The sequence below is a fragment of the Paenibacillus sp. H1-7 genome, assembly GCF_022354825.1.
In the GTDB taxonomy this organism is placed as follows: Bacteria; Bacillota; Bacilli; order Paenibacillales; family NBRC-103111; genus Paenibacillus_S.
Genome location: NZ_CP031168.1, coordinates 1,966,061 through 1,987,984 on the forward strand (window position 1 = coordinate 1,966,061; position 21,924 = coordinate 1,987,984).

Here is a 21,924-nt window from a genome sequence, read left to right on the forward strand (position 1 = left end):
GGAAATTAGGTGATGGGGATGAATTTCAACGGGATGACGGTTCGCGAAATGCTGCAGCTGCCGATTATGCGCGATGCGCTGCTGATCAGCGGGGAAAAAGGGCTGGACCGGATCGTCCGATATATCGATATTATGGAAGTGCCCGATATTCAAGGCTGGCTGCGGGAGGGCGAGATGATCCTGACGACCGGCTATTCGATGCGCCACGATCCTTCTTTGTTTCCAAAGCTGGTCGAGCATCTGGCGCGAGTCGGGGCGGCCGGCGTAGCGGTCAAGCCGGAGCGGTTTATCGCAGGTATCCCTCAAGAGATGATCGACAAAGGCAACGAGTACGACATTCCCGTTATTCAACTGCCTGTAGGCATACCTTACATCGATATTACGCATTCCATTATGGAGCGGATATTGGACAAACAAGCCGTTATATTGAGAAGGTCGGAAGAAGTGTACAAGACGCTGACCAATCTGGTGCTGAACAATAGCGGTTTGCAGGTTGTGGCGGACAATGTCGCGGAGCTGCTGCAATCGCCGATTCGGGTGCTGGACAGGTCGGGAGAAGTGCTGATCAGCTCTCCGCGGGATGCAGTTAACGAGACGGCGGCACGCGAATTGCGATGGAACATTATCGTAGACAACCAGGTCGTCGGCGAGCTGGTCGTTGCGCGGGAGCGGCTGGATGAATTGGAGCTTGTATGTGTAGAACAGGCGAGGCTTGTATTTTCATTGGAAATTATGAGAAGGAAGATCGCTCACGATACGGAGACGAGACTGCGGGGAAGCTTTTTCGAGGAGCTGCTGATGGGACTGCCGCTTACCCTGCAGGAAATCGAGACTAGGGGCCGTCAGCTTGGGCTGCTGCCGGAATGGAGCTGGGAGATCGCGATGATTGAAGGGGAAGCGTCCCATCTGGAAGAGCAGGCTCCTTTTATGCAAAAATTACAAGAGTTGATTTTGCAGCAATCCGGAAACCGGAAGACGCGTTCCCACGTAATAAGACAAGGAGAACGGATCATTCTGATTTTGTCCGATCACGGGACGAGCTCCAAGGACTGGACTTCCGTCTTGTCGCGCTTCGTGCGTTCCTGGAGCCAGATTCGTATCGGCTTTGGAACGGTAACCCCGTTAAAGGATATTCAGCGCAGCTGCGTCGAAGCGAAGAAAGCTCTTCTGATCGGTACGCGTTTGAACCGGGAACGGACGATTCATATATACAAAGAGCTGGAACTATTTAGTCTCTTGCTGGATTGCTCCGAATATGTTACCTTTGACTCTTTGGTCGACAGCCATATCGGGAAACTCACGGCCTACGATCAAGAGAACGGCACGGATCTCCTAACGACGCTTTACTATTACTTGGAGTCCGGAGGAAGCCTTATCGAAACGGCCAACCGGCTCTATATTCATCGCAATTCCGTTAAATACCGAATGGACCGTATAAAGGAAATTGCGGATATTGATGTAGATAATATGCAAAAACGATTTACCTATTACTTTTGTACAACTTTCCATCTATTGAAAAACCAGGGGTGAAAAATAAGGCCTATTGTGCTCTGAGCACAATAGGCCTTATTTACTTTTGGTAAACGGGCACATTGTTGATCTCCATGTAACCCTTTACAATTTAAATACAGTCGATTTCAGATTATTGAAATATCGTAAAGGAGGGGAAACGAATGATTGGTCTAATCCGAGTCTTCACGGCCGAAGATCCGAACATTATTGCGGAACATGGCAATATTGTTTCGAAATTGTATGGCATTCCCGTCATAAGCCGGTGTATCCCGGATCAGCCCAAAGGCATTTATGACGAGGAAACCGAAGCTATCGCCGTACCGAAAATCGTTGAGCTGGGCAAAGCTATGGAACAAGAAGGCTGCAAAGTTCTGCTGATCAGCTGCGCTGCGGATCCCGGGTTGGAGCTGCTGCGCCGTAACGTTTCGATTCCGGTTATAGGTGCCGGGAGCGCAGCAGCATTAATAGCGTTGGCTGCAGGGGAACGCGTCGGCGCCATGGGCATTACGGAGAGCATTCCGCCGGCAGTAGGCCGCGTTTTGGGCGATTTGTTAGTCGGATACATCCAGCCTGAAGGTGTAACGAACACGACCGACCTGCTCACAGAGTCAGGAAGGACGCAGGCGCTTGAGGCTGCCCGATCGTTGGTCTCTCAAGGCAGCAAGGCTATCGTCTTTGCATGTACGGGATTTTCCACCATCGGATTTGCCGATGTCCTTAGAAAAGAACTGCAAGTACCGGTTATAGATGCGGTAGAAGCCGAGGGGCTGTTTGCCTCCAGCTTGTACAGATGGCAGAGTCCGGAATCTACAGATCTTTTGAGAGACTGATTTTGGCCAGATCTTATGTACTGCTAATCGTTTGTGTATTTATTTGGGCGTTGAATTATATTTCCAGACAAATTTTGCTGCGGGAGTTTTCTCCGTTAGTGCTATCGGCACTAAGCTTGGCTTTGGTATCGTGCATTTTCCTAGTGTGGGCGGTAGTCACCAAATCGCTTGTCAAAGTGAAGAGCAAGAAGGTGATCCTGCTTCTGCTAGGCTCCACCGCTGCCCTTATTGCGAACCAAATCTGTTTGTTCGAAGGCTTGAGATTTACAACGGCGACCAACGCATCGCTTATCTTCACCCTGGCGCCGCTTATTACGGCAGGACTGTCGGCCGTGTTCTTAAAGGAGAGCATTACATGGCGTATGATAGCCGGCTGTCTCACAGCGATCGCCGGATTGTTCATGGCGCTGAACACACAAGGGTTTGCCCTTCATATCGGTGACTGGCTGTTGCTGGGAGCGACCTTTACGTTTTCCTGCAACCTGATATTTACCCGATTTTTATCTCGGCATTTCTCGTCTTTTCTAATAACGGCCTACACGTTCACATTGAGCGCGATCTTCTTGGGCCCGTATGTCGGAGCGGTATCCGTCATCGAGTGGAACCAGTCTATCGGCCTGTGGAGTTTGCTTATCGTATCGGTCATCGTTGGGCAAGGATTGACGGGCGTCATGTGGAACAAAGGGATGGAAGCCGTAGGGGCAGCCAAAGCTTCTATCGTCCTCAACCTACAGCCGCTCATGACGCTGCTGCTTGAAGTACTGCTGTTCGGGCATGCTGTTTCTTTTCAGCAAATGTTTGGGATATCTCTGGTCATCTTAGGAGTTCTCTTCGGCACGTTACAGTTCGGGTCGTTCAAAAGACGAAAGACCATGGAACCGGCCCGAAAGAGTTGAACATGAAAATTTATGGAATGGCAAATGATATATGGAGAGAATGATCTGCACACAATCAAGGGGGATTATCCATGGACAACGAAAAGAAGCATCCAAGTATTTTTGAGCCATTTGCGCTCATTCTTAATATTGTTACCGCCGTTCTAGGCGCGATTATCGGCATGCAGATCGTCACCACGCTAGGTGTAACTCCCAATACGGCGATCATCGGCGCGTTGGTAGCAATGCTGATAGCGAGAATTCCTATAGCTATTTTTAAAAAGTATAAGTCCGTTCACCGTCAAAATCTCGTTCAAACGTCGATTTCTTCGGCAACGTTCGGAGCGGCTAACAGCCTGCTCATTCCGATCGGGATTCCTTTTGCGATGGGAGCGCCGCATTTGGTCGTTCCGATGCTGATCGGTGCCGCTCTAGCGATGTTTGTCGATGCGGCTATTTTGTACAAGCTGTTCGACTCCAAGCTGTTTCCGGCAAAAGGGACGTGGGCTCCCGGTCTGGCTACAGCCGAATCGATTCAAGCCGGCGATAAAGGCGGCAAACGGGCTGGACTGTTAGGTGTAGGTACGGTTGTCGGATTGATCGGCTCCTACTTCAATATTTCGATGTCTGCGTTCGGGGTTGCTTTTATCGGGAACATTTGGGCATTAACGATGTTCGGTATCGGCTTGATGATCCGGCAATATTCGATGCCTTGGTTCAACGTCGACGTGAACAAGCTGTACATTGCACACGGCGTAATGATCGGCGCCGGCATTATCGCTCTGGTTCAAGCAGGGATGCTCGTGTTCAGCAAGCAAAAGAAAACAGGTGACAAGGCTGCCGCAACGGCGGAGCCGGAAGATGAAAGCAGCTACACCGTAACGGTTTCGACAGCGCGCCGCACGCTCGGTCTCGGCTTTGTCGCTTACTTGGTTATTGCCCTCATTATCGCGCTGGTCGGCGGTTTGATGACTCAAATGTCGATCGGCATGCTGATCGGATTCCTAGTTTTTGCAGCCTTCGCAGCGTTCGTCCATGAGCTTATCGTAGGGATTGCAGCGATGCATTCCGGCTGGTTCCCAGCCTTCGCCGTGGCTTTCATTACGCTGCTGTTCGGGATGATGATCGGATTCCCGCCGCTTGCTCTTGCGATGCTGGCCGGCTTTAGTGCAGCTACGGGCCCCGCGTTCGCCGATATGGGCTACGACTTGAAGACAGGCTACATCTTGCGCGGCAACGGTGTGAATCGCGAGTACGAGCTGGAAGGCAGAAAGCATCAGTATATTACTGCGATGATCGCTTTCGGGGTGGCTTTGATCACCGTTATCTTCAGCTACAACGGATACTTTGCACAAAACCTGATTCCACCTATCGATAAAGTGTATGTTTCGACGATCCAAGCCGGAGCTTCTCCTGAGGTAGCGAAGCAGCTGCTTCTGTGGGCTATTCCAGGCGCCATCGTTCAGCTGATCGGCGGTCCTTCCCGCCAAATCGGGGTATTGTTCGCAACAGGCTTGCTGATTGCTACTCCGAACGCTTGTTGGGCTGTTCTTGTAGGTATTGCGATCCGGATTATCGTTCTGAAAGTAAAAGGTAAAGAAGCCGAAACTCCAATGACGATTTTGGCTGCCGGTTTTATTGCCGGAGATGCACTGTATAGCTTCTTTAATTCTGTATTCAAATTGAAAAAGTGAGGCGACTTCCATGGCTATCATGAAACTGGATGAAAAAATGGTGGAGTACGCCGTATTTGGCGGCGCCGTATTAGGCGGAGGCGGCGGGGGCTGGATAGACGACGGCCTGCAGATCGGACGCCTTGCGCTCGAAATCGGTCAACCGAAGCTGTATACCATCGACGAGTTCGATGATGAGGATTTGTTCGTAACCGTATCGATGGTTGGTGCGCCGGCGGCGAAGGATCAATTCGTTAAGCCGGTCCATTACGCGAAGGCACTGGAAATCTTGACGCAAAAAATCGGCAAGTCCGTCAAAGCCATTCATACGAATGAGAACGGTGCGGGAACGACCGTCAACGGCTGGTTCCAGTCGGCGATTACCGGCATTCCGCTCGTGGATTTTGCTTGCAACGGCCGGGCGCATCCTACAGGCGCTATGGGCTCGATGAATTTATCCGAGGTGGAAGGTTATATTTCCCACCAGGCCGGAGTCGGCGGCAAAGCCGACAATTATGTGGAGATGAGCATTTCCGGTTCGCTGGAAAAAGCAGCGTCCCTCATTCGCAAAGCTTCGATAGAAGCCGGCGGTCTCGTTGCGGTGGCCCGTAACCCGGTAACCCGTGCATACGCGAAGTCGAATGGAGCGGCTGGCGCTATCAGCCAAGCGATTGAAGTAGGGGAAGCGCTGCTCGCCCATAAAGGTGAAGCGGCTATCGCCTCGGTAGTGGCCAAGCTGGGCGGAACCGTCGTCACAACCGGGGAAGTAACCGACTTCCAGCTGGAGACGACCGGCGGGTTCGACGTAGGTACGGTCCGTATCAACAATGAGCATGAAATGACGTTCTGGAACGAATATATGACGATAGAGAAAGACGGCCAGCGGTTCGCGACGTTCCCTGACCTGATCATGACGCTGGACGCCAAGACGGCCAGACCTATCGTTACGGCAGCCATTCAAAAGGGCCAGCAGCTGGCGGTTATCGCCGTGCCGAAGGAGAAGCTGCTGCTCAGCACTACTATGAGCAACGAGAAGCTGTTGCAGCCAATCGAGGACATCATTAAGAAATCGATCCTTTCTTATATCAAGTAAGCGGTACACGATATAGACAACTAGATAGAACCACATGGAGGGAAATCATCATGACATTGAAACAAACATTACTGGCGCTGGACGTTATGGACAGCGGTTATGCGAGCGGCGAGCAGGTTAAGCAATTATTCAAGGATTATTCCGATGTATCCGTAACGGTAACGGTCGTGGAAGGGGAAAAAGGAAGCACGGACTTCATCAAAATCGTCATCCCCGGGACGAACGGGAAAAGCAAGGGCGGCGACGCGCCGACATTCGGTATTATCGGCCGTCTTGGCGGGATCGGCGCACGTCCGTCCCGTATCGGGCTCGTATCCGATGCCGACGGAGCGGTTGCGGCAGTAGCTTCAGCATTGAAGCTTGCGGAAATGCAGACGAGAGGCGACTCTTTGAAGGGGGATGTGATCATTACGACGCACATTTGTCCTGATGCTCCTACCCGCCCGCACGAGCCGGTAGACTTCATGGATTCCCCGGTCGATATTTTGACGATGAACAAGCACGAAATCGTACCCGAAATGGAAGCGATCCTGTCCATCGATACGACCAAAGGAAACCGCGTTATCAATCATAAAGGGATTGCTATTTCTCCGACTGTCAAAGAAGGCTACATTTTGCGCGTAAGCGAAGACTTGCTGCGGATCATGGAAATGACGACGGGACAAATTCCGGTCACCTTCCCGATTACGACACAAGACATTACGCCTTACGGCAACGATCTGTATCACATCAACTCCATCCTTCAGCCGGCTGTCGCGACGGATGCTCCGGTTGTCGGTGTAGCGGTTACTGCGCAATCGGTCGTTCCGGGCTGCGGTACGGGAGCAAGCCATGAAGTGGACATTGCTTCGGCGGCGCGCTTCGCGGTGGAAGTAGCCAAAGAAATGACTAACGGAACCTGCGAGTTTTACAACAAAGCGGAATTCGACCGCATCCTTAAGCTGTATGGATCCATGAAAGTGCTGCAAACGTTGGGGAACGAGTAATTGCAATACCATTCTCATGATATAGGTCATAAGGCCAAAAGGAAGCAAGGGGGAGCTTAATCCCCTTTTTTCCCGCATTGGGAGTTTTAAGATCGTTAACTTGATAAAGCATAGCGTATAGCGGGGATCGATTCTATTACGATTAAACCTGCCTGGCTTATGAAGCGAGTTTGCTGAAGCAATACTTTAGGGAGAGATGAACGATGGAGAAGCTGGGGATGATTACGATCGGCCAAGCGCCGCGCACGGATGTGGCACCGATTATCGAGAAATATTTGGACAACCGGGCGGAGCTCGTTCAGGTTGGCGTCCTGGACGGGATGACCAAGTCATATATCGAGCAAAATCTGCATCCGGAGGCAGGCGACTATGTTCTCACTTCGCGCCTTACTACCGGAGATTCCGTCGTCATGTCGCGCGAAAAAATTCAACCGATTCTTCAAGCCAAGATCGATCAGCTGGAGCAAAGCGGCATCAAACAAATATTGCTGCTGTGTACAGGAGTGTTTCCAGGACTCAGCACGTCGACATCGTATTTGATTGAGCCGGATCACATCATCCCTCCAACCGTCAAAGCGATGGTCGGCGGCCGCCGGTTCGGAGTGATCGTGCCACTGGAGGAGCAAATGGAAAGTCTTCGGCCTAAGTATGAACCGGTAGGACTTGACCCGATCTTCGCCGTAGCGTCGCCTTATCATAATAACGAAGCTAATTTTCATCAAGCGGCGATGGAGCTGAAGGATCAAGCCGATGTCATTTTGCTCGACTGTATGGGGTATACGGAAGCATCCAGAGAGCTGGTTGCCCGTGCTTCCGGCTTGCCGGTTGTATTGTCCAATGCAATTATGGCAAAATTAGTATCGGAAATGATCTAATACAAAGTTAGGATGAATAATGATGAAAGAACGATTGACGGAAATTAGTAAAAACGTGCTGCAAAGCTGTCTCGGATTGAAAGCGGGAGAGACGTTCCTCGTAGTAACGGACGATGTGAAAAAAGAGCTTGCCGAGGCTTTGTACGAAGCCGGAAAGCAGCTTGGAGCAGAGTCCATGCTTGCGGTCATGAAGGAAAGAACGAAGTCGGGCGAGGAGCCCCCGGCTCCTATAGCGATCGCAATGGCCAACTCCAATGTCGTGGTGTGCATCACGAAGCATTCCTTGACGCACACGCAAGCACGTAAACAAGCGGCGGCCGCAGGCGCAAGGCTGGCAACGATGCCGGGAATTACCGAGGATATGTTCCTGGAAGGCGCTATATCGGCGGATTATGTGCAGGTAAAAGCATTGACGGAGAAAGTAACGGATATTTTGACCGAAGGTCAAAAAGTTCGGATCGAAAAGGACGGCTGCAGTCTGTCGTTTTCGATTGCAGGCCGTAACGGGGTGCCTAGCACTGGCATGTATCTGAATCCCGGTGAATCCGGCAATTTGCCGTCCGGTGAAGCTTACATAGCTCCTGTAGAAGGAGGAGCCGAAGGCCAGATCGTGATCGACGGCTCGGTAGCCGGAATAGGTAAGCTGCAATCTCCGCTGGTGATCACGGTCGAGAAAGGCCGCATTGTCTCCGCGGAAGGCGCCGACGCGGATCGGCTGCTGCAAATTCTCGGTGACGGTGACGGCCGGCAGCTGGGTGAATTCGGGATCGGCACCAACGATAAAGCCCGAATCACAGGCGTCGTGCTGGAGGATGAAAAGGTGTACGGCACGATCCACGTTGCCTTCGGCAGCAACAACACCTTCGGCGGAACGATCGCGGCCGGCGTCCATATCGATGGCGTCGTGACCAAGCCGAACGTCTACATCGATGATAAGCTCATCATGGAGAGCGGACGTTTTGTACAGTAAATTGTGAAAGCTGGCGCTGCTGCTGCAGCCGCCGGCTTTTTTATTTGGGTTGAATTTCATAACGAGTAGCGCCGTCTATCAAATGACAAACTGGAGACAAAGCTCCAGGCTGTGGGGGCATCTTAGTGGGCGGCAGCATGCTTCCGGCTGGAAGATGGAAAAAGCGAGGGAGGGCGGTGTGTACACGACCAGTTGATGTGTTGTAACACGGAAAAACCGCGTTACAGGACGATCTGTTGAAAATCCGGCCAAGAGTTGTGTTGTAACACGGAAAAACCGCGTTACAGCAAGGACTGTGAGCAGATCGCACGTTGTAAGGCGGAAAATCCGCTTTACAGGACACTGGTTCTTTGATCACCATTACTTGACCGTCCTCGTCCATCGATCGACCGTACCATATTTACCTACTGTTTCAACTCCAGCAGCCGCCGCATCCATGGATGACGGTGAAATCCGGCGTTGATTGCGCCCAAGAGTTACCAGCCGGAGTAAACCGCAAATCTGATCTCTCTTGCTGGTAAGCGTACGAGGTTTTTTTACCACGATCATGCGATTCGCCCTCAATACGGCTGGGAAGGCGTGACGGCGGCCGCTCCGTTTATAATAACCCAAATTGCCATTACCCCGGCAAATGATTCAAATCTATTAGGAGCCACTCGTCCGTGCCATCTCTTGAAAGAAACCAGACATTGACGAATTTCCCTTGCGGCTTATAAATCAGATGCTTGACGCTTAATATATCCGACATGCCGAACGCAAGGGACGCGTTTCTTATAATGAGCGAAACGGGATATTGGGTCGAGTATGTGTTGATTTTGGCTTCTTTTTTAATAATGCGGTTGTTTAATTCTTTTATAAGCAATTCAATGACTTCTTCAGTGTGCACGTTTTCCCGGGAACGGCCCAATAGCATTTTGGCTTCCTCGGAATCGTAGAACAGATGGGTAATTTCGACGCCGAGCTTTCGATGATTCGAATCCTGCAAAACGGCATCAGGCTTATCCTGTTGATAGAGGAGTCGCAGCTTGGTCGAGTGGTTCCTATTGTACAAAGCGATGAGTATAGTGACGGCAGCGCGTTCCAAATCGCGTTTTTCGTAATTGATCAGCATAGGCTCCCCCTTCCAAAAAGACACGACGGTATGAATATAATATGAATATAATATACCGCAACCGGGAAAGAAGGAAAAGAAGCGGCAGTTCGGCAGGCTGCACCTGTATTTTTCGGCAAACCTGTGCTAATGTAAGGTTTAAAACGAATCTTTCCATAGAAAGGATGCTGCATTCCATGAGCGAAGCCAATGCGCAACGCGTAAAATTGACATCCCTATCCAGCAAAGGAGGCTGCGGCTGCAAAATCGGACCTGCCGATTTGCAGCAGGTCATTCGTACGCTGCCCCCGTCCGTGCCGAACCCTAATTTGCTTGTAGGGCTTGATACGAGCGACGATGCGGGTGTGTACAAGCTGACGGATGAGCTGGCGCTCGTTCAAACGGTCGATTTCTTCACGCCGATTGTCGATGATCCGTATTCATTCGGTCAGATCGCGGCAGCCAACGCGTTAAGCGACGTCTACGCAATGGGAGGCAAACCGTTGACGGTACTGAACATCGTCGCTTTTCCTATCAGTAAGCTGGACAAGCAGGTGCTCGCCGACATATTGCGGGGAGCGGCGGACAAAGTGAGTGAAGCGGGAGCGACCTTGGTCGGCGGTCATTCGATCGACGATAATGAGCCGAAGTTCGGCCTTGCAGTAACCGGTATCATTCATCCGGATAAAGTAAAAGCGAACGCCGGAGCCAAGCCCGGCGATAAATTGATTTTGACCAAGCCGATCGGCGTCGGCATCATGACCACCTCGATCAAGAAGGATGCCTTGAGCGAGGATGAAGTGAAGCGTGTCACGCAGGTGATGAGCACGCTGAACAAAACCGCGGCCGAAGTGATGGAGCCGTACACCGTAAACGGGTGTACGGATGTGACCGGCTTCGGCCTGCTGGGCCACACCGCTGAGCTGGCCAAGGGCAGCGGTGTGGGGGTGCGCATCGGCTTCTCGCAGGTGCCGGTGCTGCCGCGCGTCCGCGAGCTCGCGGAGGCCGGCTTCGTGCCGGGAGGCACCAAGAACAACTATGCGCACCTGCAAGGCACGGTCACCTTCGCACCATCCATGGATCAGATTGATCAATGGATTATGTGCGACGCGGTGACCTCAGGCGGGCTGCTGATCTCGGCAGCAGCCGATGATGCCGACAGCCTGCTTGAAAGCTTGCTTCAAGCAGGCGTCGAAGCGGCCATGATCGGCGAGGTCGTCGCCGATCATCCGGGGCACATCAGCGTCGTGGAGACGCTGTAGCCCTCCAGGACCCGCCCCGCGCGGTACGGCGGGGCGGCATCCCACCGCTTGGCGGCATGCGCCTCAGACCAAGCGATACCCCCATGCATCGGCCGGTCGGATGCTCCCGGCCGGCTAGAAGGAGAGAAGCAACGTGTTTCAGGACATCACCGTTGAAGAGCTGCTGGAGCAGCGCCAGAAGGGCGAGCTGACCTTGATAGACGTCCGCTCGCCCGGCGAGTTCAACGATTTCACGATACCCGGCAGCCGTAATATTCCGCTGCTGGACGACAAGGAGCGTGCCGAGATCGGCACGATCTACAAACAGGAGAGCTTCCAGGCGGCCAAAGACCGGGGGCTGGCGATTATTTCCGCCAAGCTGCCTACGTTTGTCAAGCAGTTTGAGGAGATCGATTCGCGCAAGGCCGTGTACTGCTGGAGAGGCGGGATGCGCAGCAGGACGACGGCAACCGTGTTATCGCTGATGGGGATCCGGTCGTACCGGCTCCATGGTGGCATCCGGGCTTACCGGAAATGGGTCGTCGAGACGCTGGAGCAGTTCCAGCTGAAGCCGCGCCTTATTGTGTTAAGCAGCTACACGGGGACCGGCAAAACCCGTCTGCTGCGCAAGCTGGCGGAGCAAGGATATCCTGTTCTCGATATCGAGAAGCTTGCGGGGCACCGCGGTTCGGTTTTCGGCCAAATCGGCTTAAAGCCGAATAATCAGAAAACATTTGAGGCTCTGCTGCTCGATGAGCTGCTCCGTCATAATGAGCAGCCGTATCTTTTGATGGAAGCGGAGAGCAAGCGGGTGGGCAAGGTCGTGCTGCCCGACTTTCTTACCGAGGGCAAGGAGCAGGGGCTTCAGCTTCATATCGAGATGCCCATGGAGGCGCGCATTCGCCATATTATCGAAGAATACAACCCGTCCGAGCACAACAAAGAGTGCATTGACGCATATGAGCGCATTAAACGGCGCATCCATACTCCTGTCGCTGCGGAAATCGAGCGGCAGCTCTTAATGAATCATTTTGCAGAAGCCATTGCCTTGCTGCTGGAGCATTATTACGATCCGCGTTACGAGCATTCGAGCTCCCGGCCGGAGAGCGGGCAGGTTCGGCTGGCAGCACAAGATCCGGACGATGCGATACAAAAAGTGACCGCTTATTTGGAGCAGCTGAAGCTGAGGAAATAACCCTGCAATCGGCAAAATAACGATCCTGAGTCCGCATCACTTAGTTGCAGCCATCCGCCCGGCAGCTCCTCCAATTTCATATGTTTCTGTTCAAGAAAAGACCTCGTCCAGGTCTTTTTTTGCGTTTTTTTCAAATTTTCAGTGTCAAAACGGGGGGCAGCTACTTATAATGTACTATTCCATAGGCATTCGTCTAGAGAGGTTGGAGGGAGGTGACGAGGCGTGATGTGGCAAATCAGCGTCAGCTTGGCTTCCTTTGCTTTCATCGTGATGATCGGCTTATTGATCTTCGTATTGCTGGAATCTCGCAGGACGATGAAGCAAGCGCAAGAGAGCATAAGTCAGATTCAGCAAAAGCTGGAGCAAACAACGGATGAATCGCTCCGTACGATCCGCGTTTCCAGAGAAGTGCTGGAGGACGTACAGAGGAGATTGAAGGCAACCGATGGGTTCGTAGCTGCATTGGAGCAAACAGGGGATGCGGCCAACAGGCTATCCCATTCGGTGAAGCTGATCTCCCGCACGTTATCGGATACCGTTCTGGAGGCTCGGGAATCGCTACATAGCCGGCAGGATACGGTAAAAGATCTGATAGAGCTGACGACAACCGGAATTCAGCTGTGGCAACGGTGGCAAGCTCAGAAAAACTTACAACCCGAAAGCAGGACGAATGATCAAGAGCTTAAAGGAGAGGATCAGAATGGCTGAAAAAAAAGGAAAAGACTTGTTGGTCGGAGCAGTCGTCGGTACGGTACTCGGAGCGGTAACGGCGCTGTTGCTTGCGCCTAAATCCGGACGCGAGCTAAGAAGCGATTTGGCGGAAGGCGTTCAAACCATTTCGGAAAAAACACAGCACGTTGCTGAGAACGTAATCGATAAATCGAAGCAGCTGGCTGGTACGATTTCGGAGAAAACTCAAATTATCGGCAGCCAAACTACCGAATGGGCCGGTAAGGTCAAAGAAAAAGCATTGGCCTGGAAGCAAGGAAAGGCTGATGAAGCTGCTGAAGTTCCTGTAGCGGCTACGATTGTCGAGCAGGATCATCAGCAATCCGAACCATCCGATAAATAACGTTACGAATGAGATAAGTGCCTATCGGAGCACATTACGAGGATGAGCGGCGACCTTTCTTTCTCAGTTTGCTTGAGCAAAACTCACTTCGCAAGTAAGGCAGCTTTTATCGCCGATAGGAAAAATACTGATGCGTTTATCGATTTACCGAAATACACAGTTAACGAAAAAACCATCCGGTCGAAGGTGCGGCAGCACGATGTTCGGATGGTTTCTTTTACCATTTGGAAGGATCGATTTTACTCGGATCGAGCCCTTCCCATATGTTGCGGATATCGGCTTGCTCCGGATGCTCGAACACGAGCCAGGCGGTAGGCAAATATCTTTCCCCGTATTCGCTAGACGGTTTGTTAATGATCTCGTTGTTGTGAACGAGCACCGTGGACGAGCCGCCATCCAGATTGGCAGCTGTAATCGCGCCGTGCTCAAGGAATATTTTCTGAATGTCGTACAAGGTCGCGCCGATACTATGTCCTGGCTGACGGCCGTCGATGATGGCGAATAGGATCGTGCCGTCTTCCTTCTGGGCTATGCAGGTCCTAGGGGCTATCCCCCAGCCGTCGGCGGCATTTTTGATTTGTCCGACTCCGTTAACGATGAACCGCGGCGCGAAAGTCACCGCTTCCTGTACGCCCATCTGCAGCAGCTCGGAAGGCTTGTACTTCCCTGCAATGAGCCGGCCATCCTTGTCTATGGCGACAATATGGTTCGGCGTATTCATGCTGCCGTCGTTATAGAAGATTTTACCGCCGGACATGACCAGGCCGGTAGGCTGGAAGCCGTTTCCTTTCCACTCCGGATCGACAAAGCCGCCTGCGTTCACGCCGGCAACGGCACCGAGGCGCTTCACCATGGACGATACCTTTTCGCCTTTGCCGGCTTTTCCCGGAACGGCGATTCGAAGCTTCTTCGGATCGTTGACGATGAGCAGCTTCCCTTTGAAATTCGTCCCTTCGATAGGCTCGATCTCGACGGTCGGCTTTTGGACGACCTGCGCTACGGCCGGCGTACTGTTCACCTGTACCAGATCTTTGTTCTCTTTCACTTCGGTGTAAAGATCGAATTGCTTCCAGTAGCGGTTGACCCGCTTCTCCAGTTCGTCATTGCCGATCAAATAGGCTGCCCAATGGCGATGCTGCGTCGTAATCAGCGTATCGGCCATCAAGAAGCGCAAATTCGTTCCCGACGGGGTGAGGAAAAACCATAGACTGAACAACATTCCGAACAATAGCAGGACAAAGACCGTATAAAAAAATAATGTCGCAAGGGCCGAGGAGCGTTTTTTCTTCTTTTTGGAGGAAGGAAGCTTCCTTGCGGCCGCTGTGGTGTGCGTCTTCGGACTGCTCGATAAATTGGCAGACATATCTTCGTTCCCTTCAAAAAAATGGAGTATTCAACTTATAAACGTGAAAAAGAGAAAAAAGTTTCAGTTTGTGTCGTTTTCTTTTTCCTCTACCTGGAAATAAAGATGGATTTATTTTCTTTCACCATAAGCTCGAATTCCTCCGGAGCGACCGGTTTGCTGAAGATGTACCCCTGGATTTCGTCGCAGCCCCGGGATAGCAAAAAGTTCAGCTGCTCCTTCGTCTCGACCCCTTCGGCCAGCGTTTTGATTTTCAATTGCTGCGACATGGCTATGAGTGCAGTCACAATAGCGGCATTGTCCTCATCCGTCGTAACGTCGCGGATGAACGACTGATCGATCTTAAGTGTATTTACCTGAAAGCGCTTCAAGTAGCTTAAGGAAGAGTAGCCGGTGCCGAAATCGTCAATAGAAATGCGGACGCCCAGCTTCTTCAGCCTGTGCATGGTCTCGACTATGAGCGGAACGTTGTTCATCGCTACATTCTCCGTTATTTCAAGGCAGAGCAGCGAAGGGGAAAGCCCCGTTTCCGCCAAAACCTCCTCTAGAATCGGAATAAACTGCCGCTGATGAAACTGGATGGCGGATATGTTGACCGAGACACAGAGGGGGGGATACCCCTGATCGAGCCAGTGCTTGGTTTGCAGACAGGCTTGCTTCAAGATCCAGCTGCCGATCGGAATAATGAGTCCGGTTTCTTCGGCGAGCGGGATGAATTCGGATGGAGGAATCATGCCCCATTCGGGGTGCTCCCAGCGGACGAGAGCTTCCATCCCGCCGATGTGCCCGTTCTGCAGGTCGACTATCGGCTGATAGACGATCCTGAGCTCGTCGCGTTCCAATGCTTTGCGAAGATGAATCTCCATATTCAGCTTGTGGAGCGAGCGCTTGTTCATATCCGGATGGTAATAATGATACGAATTCCCACCTTTCTCTTTGGAGCGGTACATGGCGTTATCGGCGTTCTTGAGCAGGGTTTCCGTATCGGTTCCATCGTCGGGGAATAGGCTGATCCCGATGCTTGCGGTGACGAACAGCTCATGTGTCTCGATATGGAACGGTTCTTTAAGCAGCTGAAAAATACCCTTGGCAAACTGCGCAGCCTCATCGGAATGAGTGCATCGGGAGAGCAGGATCATGAACTCGTCTCCGCCAAAGCGGGCAACGACATCATATTCTTTGACATAAACGCGCAGCCTGTGAGCAAATTCCTGCAGCAGCCGGTCTCCGACATGGTGCCCGAGCGTATCGTTAATGACCTTGAAGCGGTCCAGATCAAAAAATAATATCGCCATCTTCTCCCCGGTCCTCTTCGCACCCTCCAGACAAGAAGAAAGACGCTCGTCGAAAAACAAACGGTTCGGCAGATTCGTCAATGCATCGTGGTAAGCCATATGAACAATTTGTTCCTCAGCCCGCTTGCGCTCGTTCATCGCATGAATGGTAGCGTAAGAACGCAGCAAGGAATCATCTTGTGTCTCATTGATCATTCGGGCAAACAGTTCTTCATGGTGTGAGGGATTGTGATCGGCGGCGGAGGGGTCTGCAGATTGAATCAGCTGCATTACATTTTGTATGTGGTCTTTGTGAATATGAGCGGCGGAAGCGGTTATGGCATGCTTACGGTCTTTCTCGCCAAGAAAGACGATGCCTTTCTTCTGGTCGTAATCCGCAATGTGGTTCATGTTGACGAGATTCGCGTTGTCCAAGAGCCGGAAACCATCCTCAAAGAGCCATTCTTCCATGTTATCGAAGGAAACATCGAGATAGTATTGCTGGTCTTTGGTGTGAATAACAATTTCGCGTTCGCGAAGCTTGTCTATTTTGACTACATGACTCACATCGATGATTAGGACTTCCGACCCTCTCTTGCCGTCTCGCGTCACTGGAATTTTCTGCATACTTCTTCAGCTCCGATAAGAGAAGGATTCAGGCTGCCGTGACGATAGCCTATTGCTGGCAATATATGAACTTCCATTATGTAATTAGAAAAATTACGTAGGAACGGTGAATCTATTTAAATATACGATAGAAAGACAACGTAAATCAATAAAAATGAACAGGAAAGAAGACATTGGAAGAAGTTCCCGCCGTCAAAAGAAATCAGCCTATCGCGCTTAACCTAGCACGGATAGACTGATAAAATAAAATCATAGATTTAGTCATAATTGCGGTGACGGATCGATATATTTATAGTAAAATTCAATACAATCAAGCTGCCTAACGCGCGTTAGTAATTCAGAAAGATTACGATTCCTATCGAAATGAATGATAATTACTCGCCAGGTTAGCCGTTGATGAACGACGCATTCACATTGCTGCATTTTCCGAAGGAAAATTCCAGGCTCGTCTGGTTGTTCATCGCTATCGTGCGAAGGATCAGGTCGTGATATTTGCGCTGACGAAGCATAGACATCGTAACGGACAGGCCTATTCCGAGCGGATCGAAATGCAAGGTTCCCGTTTTGTCGTCGTACTTACGGATCAATTGAAAGTTTGCGTAGACATCCGCATCGACCTTTTTGAAATGATGCTCGTCCAGCATATCGAGAAATGCGCTGAAATCACGAAGCGAATCAATGGTCCGTTTTCCTTTCAGCTGCTCATTATAATAGGTGACTTCCTTGTTGCCGACTTCAATATAGTAAATTTGGGCCAAATCAATTTTGATGCTGGGGGAGGTTGTCGTTGCGATATCTTTCTCCATTAAATGCCCTGCTTTTATCATCAACTCGGTATACGGGTAGCCGTAGGCCGCGGACAATTTTTTTAGCGTGTCGGGAGACGGGGTAATCTTCTCGTTGGTGGATCGGTTTTTCTCTAGCTCCAAATCACGAATATAGGCATGAGATAAGCCGCTTTTCTTAGCAGCCTCTCGTAATGACATATTTCCACGCAAGCCTTCCAGAAATTTGCCGAATTCAGGGATGGTTTGTCCCAATGTAATCACCTCTCTTTAGAACATTGTAAATGAGGATGTCGCGAAAATAAATAGCAATTGTAAAATATTTGTACTTTTTGAGGCATGAACCTAAAATTTATTTAATAAAATAAAGTAATTCTTGACGCAATGTAGTATAAATACTACATTTAGGTAGGGACAGTTTGTAACATCATGAAGGGAGACCATGGAAATGAGAGATAAGATCATGAACCGTTGGAGCACGTACGAGCCTTTTTATGTGGATTTTAACGGATACAAGATCGCGGATATCGTCATTACCAGCCATGCCCTGTCCCGATGGTCCGAACGTGTCGAGAGCGATCAAGGAGGAATCGAGCACATTTGCTCCTTTTTGTGGGATGCCTTGAAGCACGAAAGAGTCCACCCGTATTATGAAAATGAGAAGGATGTTTATTTAATCGACGAAGACCTGGTTATGGTCGCGGAATTCATGCCGATTAAGGATGAAACGGATATCGCCGGCAATCCTTTACATAAAATGATCGTAGTAACGTTTCTTGGCAGGGTGTCCGAGGATATTCAATTAAGGGATTTGAAAGCTTATTATTCCTGGTTGAGACATTCGCGGCGGATGACGCTGGTCAAGCACGGAAGAAAACGTAAATAACAAAACGCTTTGAATTCAAGTATGCGGGCTGGTCCGCATGCTTTTTTTTTGTTGAATGAACCAGGGAGGAGCCGGGTACTTCACCGATGAAATAGAGGCTTGCGGTAAAGGCTGCATGTTGCATAATTTGTACTTGGATTCGGGGAAATTATGGGGAGATAAGGAAGGAGGAGCTTTGCAGATGGCACGCGATTTACCGCTCGGCAACGGGAATGTACTGGTCAATTTTGATACGAATTATAATTTGCGGGATATGTATTTTCCTTTCGTAGGACAGGAGAATCAGGCTGCGGACCATTTATCGCATTTTGGCGTATGGACGGCTGAAGATTTCTTCTGGATCGACCACCCGGAGATGAAAAAGAGCTGCTCCTATTTGAACGATTCGATGATAACGAATTTCGAAGGCGTCCATGAGCGTCTCGGCTTAAAGCTTCACTTAAGAGATGGAGTGGATGTGCAGGAGAACGTATTCGTCCGCAAGGTGTCGGTGGAAAACCTGAGGGACGTAGAACGGACGGTCAAGCTGTATTTTCATCTCGATTTGCATTTGAACGGCAATGGGGTCGGGGATACGGTTTATTATGACCCGGATCTGAAGTCGCTCCTGTTTTACAAGGGGCACAGATACTTGTCGCTCTCATGTCATCCTGCAGGCAGCAAGGAGTTCGGGTGCACCAGCTTCGCCATCGGCCAGAAGGAAATGAACGGTCTCGAAGGAACGTGGAGAGATGCGCAGGACGGTCAACTCGGGCGCAACCCGATTGCCCAGGGCTCGGTGGACGGGACGATCGAGTTGGAGCTGAAGCTTCCCGCTAACGGAACGGCGGAAGCGTGGTTCTGGATCTGCTTCGCGAGAAGTCTTAAGGAAGTCCAGAACATGGAGAAGGCGGTGCGCGAAGCGGCTCCCCAGAAGCTCCTGCAGCGCACTTACGACTATTGGCGGCAGTGGCTGGCCCGTGACCGTCATGATGTAGGCCTTTTAGATGAGGACATGGCTTCTTTCTATAAAAGAAGCTTGCTCGTGGTACGCTCCAACATGGACAACCGCGGCGCGATCGTCGCGGCCAACGATTCGGACATTCTTAAATTTGCAAGAGATACGTATTCGTACATGTGGCCGAGAGACGGGGCGCTGATTGCCCACGCCCTTGACCGGTCAGGGTATTCGACGCTTACGAACAAATTTTATCAATTTTGCAAAAGGGCTCTGACACCGGAAGGATTTCTGCTGCACAAGTACAATCCGGACGGTTCCCCTGGATCGAGCTGGCACCCATGGATTAACGACGCAGGAGAAAAGCAGCTGCCTATTCAAGAGGATGAAACCGCACTCGTTCTCTATACGTTATGGCATCATCATCAATTGGCCAAAACGGGCGAATCGGCAAGGGAGGATTACGATCAGTTCGTCGTCCCGGCGGCCGGATTCCTCGCGAGCTACAAGGACGCTTCCGGACTGCCCCTTCCGTCGTACGACCTGTGGGAGGAACGGTACGGCGTGCACGCCTTTACCGTATCCAGCGTCTATGCAGGGCTGCTTGCGGCAAGCAAATTGGCGGAATATTTTCATGATAAAGCGCGGATGATCTATTACCGGGATGCCGCCGACAGCATCAAAAAAGCGGTGGAGAAGCATATGTATTCGGAACAGGAGAAACGGTTCGTCCGCTCGCTGTATTGGAACCGGGAGAAAAATACGTACGATCAGGATTTAACCTTGGACGCCAGCATGTATGCGTTGTTCGATTTCGGCTTGTTCGCTCCGGACGATCCGAGAATTGCGGCGACGATGAAGGAGATCCGTTCCAAGCTGTGGGTGCAGACGGAGGTCGGAGGCATCGCCCGTTACAGCAACGATTATTACCATCAGGTTACCAAGGATATCGGCAAGGTTCCCGGCAATCCGTGGTTCATCTGCACGTTATGGTATGCGGAATGGGTGATTGCCACCGCCAAAAGCGAGCAGGAGCTGAAAGAAGCGGAGGAGCTGATCCGCTGGACCATGAAGCACGCATTGCCGACGGGGATTTTGGCCGAGCAGGTGCATCCTTTCAATGGCGCTCCGCTATCTGTATCGCCTTTGACATGGTCTCATGCGTCTTTTGTCAAAGTAGTGCAGGAATACATGTCGAAGCTCAAGCAGTTCCAGCATAAGACAAGCGGCAGGGAAGACGTAAGGGATACGAAGCTGCTGCAGACTGCGGGGGCGACCGTATGAAGATGAAGACGGTTCGCTTGAACGGGCTGGGTAGCCGGGAGAGGCAGCGGGCAGGCGCTGAGGTATCCGGGGAAAAAGGGCACCCCTCGGGGCCAGGGAAGCCCGTGCAGCCGGCAAGCTCCGGACGCGTTGGGGACGCGTTGGGGCACGCCGCGCCGGAGCAAGCTGAAGCTGAGGGCGTACGCCTCGAGCTGAGCGAAGTGGAGCGCCCGGAACGGAGAGTGCCGGGCGATGTGCTGGTACGCGTGCTGTGCGTCGGCCTCGACGGCACAGACCGCGAGCTCATGACCGAGAAGTACGGCGTTCCCCCGGAGGGGGACAACGGGCTGACCATCGGTCATGAGTCGCTTGGCGTCGTGGCGGAAGCCGACGCCGGCAGCGGCCTTGTGCCGGGCGACCTCGTAAGCGCGCTTGTGCGGCGCCCTTGCAGCGACCCGGACTGCGTCAACTGCCGCAACGGCCGGGCGGATTTTTGCGAGACAGGCCATTACGTGGAGCGGGGCATCAAGGGCAGCCACGGCTACTTATCCGAATATTACGTCGAAGACGCCGCCTATTTGGTCAAGGTCCCGGCTGCTTGCCTGTCTTACGGCGTGCTCACGGAGCCGCAAAGCATCGTGGAGAAGGTGTGGGATCAGGTCCAGCGCATTCAGCAGCGTCTCGTCTGGCAGCCGAAGACGGTGGTGGTGCTGGGCTCCGGGCCGCTCGGCCTGCTGGCGGCCTTCACCTCGCGGTGTCTCGGACTCGACACCGTCGTATGGTCCTTGTCGCCGTCGGATTCCGCGGCGGCGGAGCTGGTTCGTGCCTGCGGTGCCGAGTACCGGCAGGCAGGGGCTCCCGGCGCGGCAGGCGCCGATGGTGCAGCCCCCGCTGAGACGCTCAGCGGGTTTCTGCAGCAGAGCGGCAAGCGCGCCGACATGATCTACGAATGCACGGGCTACAGTCCGCTTGCATTCGAGGCAATGACCGCGCTCGCGCCGGGCGGCGTGCTCGCGCTCCTCGGCGTCACGCCGGGAGGGCGGAGCCTCACGGTATCGGCGGACGCGATCAATCAGGAGCTTGTGCTCGAGAACAAGTGCGTGCTTGGCTCCGTCAACGCGGCGCGCAAGGATTTCGAGACCGGCCTGTACCGCTTGCAGCAGATGGAGGACAAGTATCCCGGTCTTCTCGGCCGGTTGATGACCGACAGGCTTGCTTTGGATGAGGTGCCGGGGCTCGACTTCTCCCGCATCGGGATCAAGGCTGTCGTCGATCTTGTGCCGCAGCAGGACTGGCCTCAGCTGATCAATAGCCGCGGCCGAGAGGTGCAGTACAGCTTCTCGGTATAACATAGAAAATAAGAGCAAGACATTCTAG

19 protein-coding genes are annotated in these 21,924 nt (G+C 52.0%); 15 read left to right on the forward strand and 4 right to left on the reverse strand.

What is annotated here, in order from left to right; translation table 11 throughout:
- Positions 1-12: 12 nt before the first annotated feature.
- From DVH26_RS08975 to DVH26_RS09010, 8 genes are all read left to right on the forward strand, one after another.
- Positions 13-1,530, forward strand: a complete 1,518-nt coding sequence (locus tag DVH26_RS08975) for a PucR family transcriptional regulator (protein WP_239633358.1) — start codon at positions 13-15, stop codon at positions 1,528-1,530.
- Between the two features lie 143 nt (positions 1,531-1,673).
- Positions 1,674-2,342 (forward strand): aspartate/glutamate racemase family protein, encoded by a 669-nt coding sequence (locus DVH26_RS08980; RefSeq protein WP_239633359.1) that lies wholly within the window; start codon positions 1,674-1,676, stop codon positions 2,340-2,342.
- A 2-nt stretch (positions 2,343-2,344) separates the two neighbouring features.
- Complete coding sequence (locus DVH26_RS08985; RefSeq protein WP_239633360.1) at positions 2,345-3,238, forward strand: DMT family transporter; 894 nt, start codon at positions 2,345-2,347, stop codon at positions 3,236-3,238.
- Positions 3,239-3,309: 71 nt separating this feature from the next.
- Positions 3,310-4,911 (forward strand): OPT/YSL family transporter, encoded by a 1,602-nt coding sequence (locus DVH26_RS08990; protein ID WP_239633361.1) that lies wholly within the window; start codon positions 3,310-3,312, stop codon positions 4,909-4,911.
- Positions 4,912-4,921: 10 nt separating this feature from the next.
- The gene (locus tag DVH26_RS08995; RefSeq protein WP_239633362.1) at positions 4,922-5,983 is read left to right on the forward strand and encodes an S-methyl thiohydantoin desulfurase family protein; all 1,062 of its coding nucleotides are present in this window, start codon (positions 4,922-4,924) and stop codon (positions 5,981-5,983) included.
- A gap of 50 nt (positions 5,984-6,033) precedes the next feature.
- Positions 6,034-6,969, forward strand: coding sequence for a DUF1177 domain-containing protein (locus DVH26_RS09000; protein ID WP_239633363.1), 936 nt, complete (start codon positions 6,034-6,036; stop codon positions 6,967-6,969).
- Positions 6,970-7,172: 203 nt separating this feature from the next.
- Positions 7,173-7,844, forward strand: a complete 672-nt coding sequence (locus DVH26_RS09005) for an AroM family protein (RefSeq protein ID WP_239633364.1) — start codon at positions 7,173-7,175, stop codon at positions 7,842-7,844.
- A gap of 22 nt (positions 7,845-7,866) precedes the next feature.
- Complete coding sequence (locus DVH26_RS09010; RefSeq protein WP_239635321.1) at positions 7,867-8,814, forward strand: aminopeptidase; 948 nt, start codon at positions 7,867-7,869, stop codon at positions 8,812-8,814.
- A 619-nt stretch (positions 8,815-9,433) separates the two neighbouring features.
- Here the strand turns inward: DVH26_RS09010 and DVH26_RS09015 are convergent.
- A complete protein-coding gene (locus DVH26_RS09015; protein ID WP_239633365.1) occupies positions 9,434-9,925 on the reverse strand; it encodes a hypothetical protein in 492 nt (163 codons plus the stop codon).
- A gap of 176 nt (positions 9,926-10,101) precedes the next feature.
- Here DVH26_RS09015 and selD point away from each other — a divergent pair, with 176 nt between their 5' ends.
- The 4 genes from selD to DVH26_RS09035 all read left to right on the forward strand — a co-directional run bounded on the left by selD (position 10,102) and on the right by DVH26_RS09035 (position 13,412).
- Entirely contained in the window at positions 10,102-11,166 is a 1,065-nt protein-coding gene (gene selD, locus DVH26_RS09020) for a selenide, water dikinase SelD (protein ID WP_239633366.1), read from the forward strand.
- A gap of 133 nt (positions 11,167-11,299) precedes the next feature.
- Entirely contained in the window at positions 11,300-12,340 is a 1,041-nt protein-coding gene (gene mnmH, locus DVH26_RS09025; RefSeq protein WP_239633367.1) for a tRNA 2-selenouridine(34) synthase MnmH, read from the forward strand.
- Positions 12,341-12,565: 225 nt separating this feature from the next.
- Complete coding sequence (locus DVH26_RS09030; RefSeq protein ID WP_239635322.1) at positions 12,566-13,048, forward strand: DUF948 domain-containing protein; 483 nt, start codon at positions 12,566-12,568, stop codon at positions 13,046-13,048.
- Positions 13,041-13,412 carry a YtxH domain-containing protein gene (locus DVH26_RS09035; protein ID WP_239633368.1) on the forward strand — a complete coding sequence of 124 codons (372 nt, stop codon included), beginning with the start codon at positions 13,041-13,043 and terminating at the stop codon, positions 13,410-13,412. The genes DVH26_RS09030 and DVH26_RS09035 overlap by 8 nt, the downstream gene beginning before the upstream one ends.
- A gap of 217 nt (positions 13,413-13,629) precedes the next feature.
- Here the strand turns inward: DVH26_RS09035 and DVH26_RS09040 are convergent, their stop codons facing one another.
- The 3 genes from DVH26_RS09040 to DVH26_RS09050 all read right to left on the reverse strand — a co-directional run bounded on the left by DVH26_RS09040 (position 13,630) and on the right by DVH26_RS09050 (position 17,725).
- Positions 13,630-14,775 carry a phosphodiester glycosidase family protein gene (locus DVH26_RS09040; RefSeq protein ID WP_239633369.1) on the reverse strand — a complete coding sequence of 382 codons (1,146 nt, stop codon included), beginning with the start codon at positions 14,773-14,775 and terminating at the stop codon, positions 13,630-13,632.
- A gap of 89 nt (positions 14,776-14,864) precedes the next feature.
- A complete protein-coding gene (locus DVH26_RS09045; protein WP_239633370.1) occupies positions 14,865-16,676 on the reverse strand; it encodes a putative bifunctional diguanylate cyclase/phosphodiesterase in 1,812 nt (603 codons plus the stop codon).
- Between the two features lie 386 nt (positions 16,677-17,062).
- Positions 17,063-17,725, reverse strand: a complete 663-nt coding sequence (locus DVH26_RS09050) for a helix-turn-helix domain-containing protein (protein WP_239633371.1) — start codon at positions 17,723-17,725, stop codon at positions 17,063-17,065.
- A gap of 184 nt (positions 17,726-17,909) precedes the next feature.
- Between DVH26_RS09050 and DVH26_RS09055 the strand changes: the two genes are divergently transcribed.
- The 3 genes from DVH26_RS09055 to DVH26_RS09065 all read left to right on the forward strand — a co-directional run bounded on the left by DVH26_RS09055 (position 17,910) and on the right by DVH26_RS09065 (position 21,896).
- Positions 17,910-18,347, forward strand: a complete 438-nt coding sequence (locus DVH26_RS09055) for a hypothetical protein (protein ID WP_239633372.1) — start codon at positions 17,910-17,912, stop codon at positions 18,345-18,347.
- A 181-nt stretch (positions 18,348-18,528) separates the two neighbouring features.
- Entirely contained in the window at positions 18,529-20,568 is a 2,040-nt protein-coding gene (locus tag DVH26_RS09060) for a glycoside hydrolase family 15 protein (protein WP_239633373.1), read from the forward strand.
- The gene (locus DVH26_RS09065) at positions 20,565-21,896 is read left to right on the forward strand and encodes a glucose 1-dehydrogenase (RefSeq protein WP_239633374.1); all 1,332 of its coding nucleotides are present in this window, start codon (positions 20,565-20,567) and stop codon (positions 21,894-21,896) included. The genes DVH26_RS09060 and DVH26_RS09065 overlap by 4 nt, the downstream gene beginning before the upstream one ends.
- Positions 21,897-21,924 lie beyond the last annotated feature (28 nt).